The sequence below is a fragment of the Acidimicrobiales bacterium genome, from assembly GCA_036273495.1.
Classification (GTDB): domain Bacteria; phylum Actinomycetota; class Acidimicrobiia; order Acidimicrobiales; family JAJPHE01; genus DASSEU01.
The window spans coordinates 1-5,069 of the sequence record DASUHN010000164.1 but is presented as its reverse complement, the minus strand read 5'-3'; the positions used below and the strand labels follow the sequence as shown (position 1 = coordinate 5,069).

At 75.0% G+C, this 5,069-nt stretch carries 5 protein-coding genes; 1 reads left to right on the top strand and 4 read right to left on the bottom strand.

The features are described from left to right. Positions 1 to 78: 78 nt before the first annotated feature. The 3 genes from VFW24_06945 to VFW24_06935 are packed head-to-tail and all read right to left on the bottom strand — an operon-like array spanning position 79 to position 2,629. The gene (locus VFW24_06945; GenBank protein ID HEX5266491.1) at positions 79 to 816 is read right to left on the bottom strand and encodes a hypothetical protein; all 738 of its coding nucleotides are present in this window, start codon (positions 814 to 816) and stop codon (positions 79 to 81) included. Continuing rightward, on the bottom strand, positions 804 to 1,364 hold the full coding sequence (locus tag VFW24_06940; protein ID HEX5266490.1) for a CPBP family intramembrane glutamic endopeptidase: 561 nt from the start codon (positions 1,362 to 1,364) through the stop codon (positions 804 to 806). Before VFW24_06940 ends, VFW24_06945 begins: the two co-directional genes overlap by 13 nt. Then, positions 1,361 to 2,629 (bottom strand): ABC transporter substrate-binding protein, encoded by a 1,269-nt coding sequence (locus VFW24_06935; GenBank protein ID HEX5266489.1) that lies wholly within the window; start codon positions 2,627 to 2,629, stop codon positions 1,361 to 1,363. Before VFW24_06935 ends, VFW24_06940 begins: the two co-directional genes overlap by 4 nt. Before the next feature lie 86 nt (positions 2,630 to 2,715). Here VFW24_06935 and VFW24_06930 point away from each other — a divergent pair, with 86 nt between their 5' ends. Continuing rightward, positions 2,716 to 4,179 carry a hypothetical protein gene (locus tag VFW24_06930; protein HEX5266488.1) on the top strand — a complete coding sequence of 488 codons (1,464 nt, stop codon included), beginning with the start codon at positions 2,716 to 2,718 and terminating at the stop codon, positions 4,177 to 4,179. Here VFW24_06930 and VFW24_06925 read toward each other — a convergent pair. Continuing rightward, on the bottom strand, positions 4,128 to 5,069 hold a 942-nt coding region (locus tag VFW24_06925; GenBank protein ID HEX5266487.1), incomplete at its 5' end, for an alpha/beta hydrolase. The genes VFW24_06930 and VFW24_06925 overlap by 52 nt on opposite strands.

Here is a 5,069-nt window from a genome sequence, read left to right as displayed (position 1 = left end):
TAGGCGCGGACGCCAACTCACGGCGTGCACACTTTGCCAAAACCGAGGTGCGCGAGGCCAGGCAATCGCCCGCGCGCGTCAGCGGCGCGAGCGGCGGATCAGCAAGATGGCCGCGCCCAGCACGACGAGCACGCCGCCGATGACCCCGCCGATGACCGCGCCACCGCCCCCGCCGCCCCCGCCCGAGCCGGGCGGAAGAATCAGGGCGAAGTCCCCCAACCGGTCCGTCGTCACCGAGTACTCGGAAGGGGGCACGTGGGTGGTGGCGAGCGGCCGCCACGACCCCGAATCGAACCGCTCCAGCATGGGGGACCCCGCCACCCCGGTGGCGCGCAGGGCCAGGGTGATGACCTGCCCGGCGGCGACGTTCACCGCCTGCGGCGCTCCACCCGGGCCGGGACCGGTGGCGGTGAAGCTGTAGACGTTGCCGTCGATGCTCCCGTGCGCCGGCTGCGCCGGCTGCGCCGGGAGGGTCACGGGAGCGACACGGAGGACGATCCGTTCCGCGGCCGGGGCGGAGAAGGCGCCGGTCGAGAAGATGATCGTGGCCTGGGGCGGGGTCTCGGTGGTCGACAGCTCCACCGTCTGGGCGCCGGCGGCACCGGTGACGGTGACCGTCTCGGAGGCCGAGGTGGGCGCCGGGGTGGTGGCGAAGCCCGGCGGCGGCTTCAGGTAACGGTACGGCTCGGAGGACAGGGGCAGACCGTCGTAGAGCGGTGGGGCGGCGCCGAACAGCCCCGCCGCCCACCCGGCCAGGAGCAGGGCGCCCGGCACCATCACCGCCGCGGTCCGGGCCCGGCGCCTCACAGCAGCCACCACCCCGCCCAGTCCGCCAGCACGTGGGCCAGCGCCGGCGCCGCCACCGACCCGCTGGCCAGGCGCAGGCCCCCGAGGACCAGGCCGACGAGGAGGTCGAGCGGCAGCGCCTTCCACCCGTAGAGCGGCAGGTGGACCAGGGCAAAGCCGCCGCTCGTGACGACCAGCGCCGCGGCCCCCCCGCCCCGGCGCGCCCACGCCCGCCACAGCGCGCCACGCAGGAAGGCCTCCTCGGCCCCGACGACCAGGGCCACGCCGAGGGCCCAGGGAAGGAACGGGCCCGAGCCGTGGACGGGCGGCGCCGCCCGGGCCAGGGGACCGGCGACGAGCACGACCGCGCCCAGCAGGCCCCAGCCCGCGGCGGGAAGCGACGGGCGGGCCGGGCGCCAGCCCGAGAGCCAGACCGCCCCGGCCAGGACGGCCACGAAGGCCGGGGTGCTCACGGCGCGCAGCGCCACCGCCAGCCCCAGGGCGGCGAGGAGCAGGCCCGGCTGCCGCCCACCAGGGGCGCGGCGCGCCGGGGCGGAGGCCGGCGCCGGGGCGGTCACGCCGGTAGGGGGATGAGCCGGGGCGTCCCGGTGGCGTAGGTAGGAGGCCACACCACGACGCTGTGGCCGGAGGACTGCCACTGCCAGATGACCGCCGCCGCCAGGGTGTTCTGGCCCAGCTGGGCGCCGGTCCCGAAGTGCACCCCGGCGCCGTTGGGCAGGGTGCCGGTCGGCAGGGTCAGCGTGCGGGCGGCGGTCGCCACGCCGGCGGCGTCGAGGTCGTGGGCGCGGGGCAAGACGTAGTGGAACAACGCCCATCCGGCCGAGAACCCGGCCAGGCCCTCCTCGCTCGGCGCGGGCTCACCGGTCTGCGCCTTCCACGCCGCCGTCAGCCGGGCGTAGGCCGCCGCCCCCACCGAGTTGAGGGCGTCGGCGTTGAACCCGCCCTCGGGGCGGTCGGACGCGAACACACCGACGGCCTGGGGCCCGAGCTCGTTGCCGAAGGTGGGGCCGCACTCGGCCATGGTCGAGCCGATCATGGCCCCGACGTGCAGGCCGCTGGCGAGCATGGCCCGCCGGAAGGCGATCCCGTCGGGGATGTACGACGCCAGGATCAGCACGTCGGGGTGCACGGTGGCCAGCTGGGCCAGCACCGACGACCAGTGCGGCGCGTAGTAGTCGTAGGCCATGCGGGCCACGATCGGCATGCCCGCGGCGCGCGCCGACGCCAGCGACGCGTCCGCGACCGACTGCCCGTAGGCGTCGTTCTCGTACAGCACGGCCACCCGGGTGTGCTGCGGCGTGAGACCCAGGCGCGGCGACAGAACGGTGGCGGCAAACCGCCCCGAGTTGTCCCCGAGATCCCCACCCGTCGCCCCGATGCGGAACACCAGCGGGGAGCTGCCGGTGAGCCGGTCGACGACGGCGCCGGCCTCCCAGTACACGATGCCGTCGTGAGCAGCGGCGGCGGCCGCGGGCATCGACAGCTGCGACGAGAACGCCCCCACCACCACCTGGGCGCCGGCGGCCTTCACCGCCGCGACCGCGCCCGCCGCCTGCTGCCGGGTCTCGAGGTCGCGCACGGCCAGCTGGACGGGCCGGCCTCCCACCCCACCGTCCTGGTTGACCATCTGGGCGGCGATGCGCACGCCGCGCAGCTCCTCGAGACCGAGGGCGGACTGCATGCCCCGAACCGGGAACACCGCTCCGACGGTCAACGGACGCGTGCCCGCGTTGCCCCGCGTCGCCACCAGCAGCGACGACAGAGCCAGCACCGCCGCCGCTCCGACCCCAACCGCCACCACGGCACCCCGACGTCTGGTCATGTGTCCTCCCGTGCCCGCCCAGCACCGCCTTTCTATCCGGGCCCGGGTGCCACTGGCGAGGCGGGGGACGCCGGTAGCCTGCCGCCGTGCCGATCCTGGCTCACGCCTTCGGAGCGCGGTACGACCTCCCGGTTCCGCTCGTGTACTACGTCACGGGCGGGGCGGCGGTGGTGTTCCTCTCGTTCCTCCTGGTGCTGCCCCGGGAGGTGACGCAGCCGGAGGGCTCGGAGGCCCTGGACGGGAGCTTCGTGCGCCGCAACCGCGCCGTGCCGGCGGCCATCGGCGTGCTGGTGCTGGGCCTCCTGGTCGTGGCGGGGATCGTCGGGTCCCAGGAGATCCCCGAGAACATCGTCCCCACCGCGTTCTGGCTGATCCTGTGGATCGCCGTCCCGATCTCGTGTGGCGTGGTGGGGGACTGGACGCCGTGGATCAACCCCTTCGCCGTGTTGGCGCGCCTGGCCGACCGCGACGGCCTGCGCCGGGCGGTCCTGGGCAGCCCCGAGCGGGTGCAGTGGCCGGCGGGGCTGGGTTGGTGGCCGGCCACGGTGATCTTCTTCCTGGTGGCGTCGGGGGAGCTGATCTACAACGGGTGGGCCACCCGCCCGATCGTCACCGGCGTGGGCCTGCTCGGCTACGCCGTTCTGAACGTTCTGGCCGGGCTGTTCTTCGGCGCCGAGGCGTGGCTGGCCCGGGGCGAGATGTTCTCGGTCCTGTACTCCACGTGGGGTCGGCTGGGCTGGTGGCGGTTCTCCCGGCCCGGCCGCCAGGGGTTCCTCGGCGGACTGGACCAGGCGTTCGAGCCGACCGTGAGCCGGATCACGTTCGTGTTCCTCCTCCTCATGTCGGTGACCTTCGACGGCCTCCTGGCCACCCCGGTGTGGAAGCGCCTCGAGCTGCAGCTGCCCCCGAGCTTCTCGGTGGGCTCGGCCCGTTACGTGGTCCTGGCCGAGGCCTCGTTCCTCACCCTGGTCGTCCTGGCGTGGCTGGTGTTCGGCACCTTCTCCCGCGCCGTGCGTCAGGTGGGCCGGCTGTCGGGCCGGCTCAACCGCACGGTGGTGGCCCTCATCCCGTCACTCCTGCCGATCGCCTTCGGGTACCTGGTCGCCCACAACTTCGACTACCTGCTCGTCAACGGGCAGCTGCTGATCCCGTTGGCCGGCAACCCCTTCGGCATCGACGGATGGCAGTGGCTGCCCGCCCCGTTCAACGACAGCTACGAGATCCACCGCCAGCCGGTGCCGGCGGCGGCCATCTGGTACTTCCAGGTGGCGCTGATCGTCCTGGTGCACATCGCCGCCGTGGTGGTGGCCCACCGGCACCTGGCCCGGGTGACGCGGACACGCGTCGAGGCCAAGCGCTCCGAGTGGCCCTGGATCGTGGCCATGGTCGCCTACACCATGACCAGCCTGTGGCTCCTGGCCCAGCCCATCGTCAAGGAGACGGCGGCCACCACCAAGGCCGCCGCCCCGGACCGGTCGGCCCCGGCCCCGGCCCCGGCTCAGGTCGCGCAGAGCGTGCCCGGCGGCGGGGTGGTCCCGCTGAGGAGATAGCCGTCGACCCGGTTCCGCACGCACGCGGAGTAGAAGTACGCCACGTGGTCCTGGCCCTGGCGCATGAGCAGGACGCCGTGCTGCAGCTGGGCCGCCAGTGACCGGGCCCAGGCCGCCGGGGTCACCGGGTCGGAGGTCGTTCCCACCACGAGGATCGGCGGCGAGCCCGCCGCCCGGACCGGATGGGGGCGTCCGGTCGGGGGCTCCGGCCACAGCCCGCAGGTCAGCTCCCCCCACGCGAACACGGGCCCGAACACCGGGGCCGGTCCGGCGAGCCGGGCGGCCAGGGCCGGGTAGGCGGCCGGGTCGGTCGGGGCGGGATGGTCGGCGCAGGTGACGGCCTCGAAGGCGTCGGCCCCGTTGGGGCCGCCGTGGTTCAGGTAGCCGTCGGACAGCGCCACGACCGGCGCCCCGTTGCCGGCGGCGGCGGCGCCCAGCGCCCGGCCCAGCGAGGGCCAGCGCGACGGGGAGTACATGACCCCTTCCACCGCCTCGTAGATCTCGCCCGATCCCATCTGCCGGCTCCCTCCCGCGGGCAGCGGCCGCCGGCGGGCGGAGGCGAGAAGGGCCCGGAAGGCGGCGGCGGGATCCCCGCCCGGGCTCCAGCCGCACGCCGAGGGGCCGGCCGCGCACCACGAGAGGAACTGGCCGAGCACCCGGTCGAAGCCCACCGCCTGGGCCTCCACCTCCTGGGTCAGGTCGAGCGAGGGGTCGAGGGCCCCGTCGAGCACCACCGCCCGGACCCGCTGCGGGTAGGCGTCGGCGTACAGGGCGCCGAGATAGGTCCCGTAGGAGTGGCCGAAGAAGGTGAGGCGCTCGTCTCCCAGCGCGGCCCGCAGGCGGTCCAGGTCCTCGACGCCCTCCCGGGTGCCGGCGTGGGCGAGGAGGCC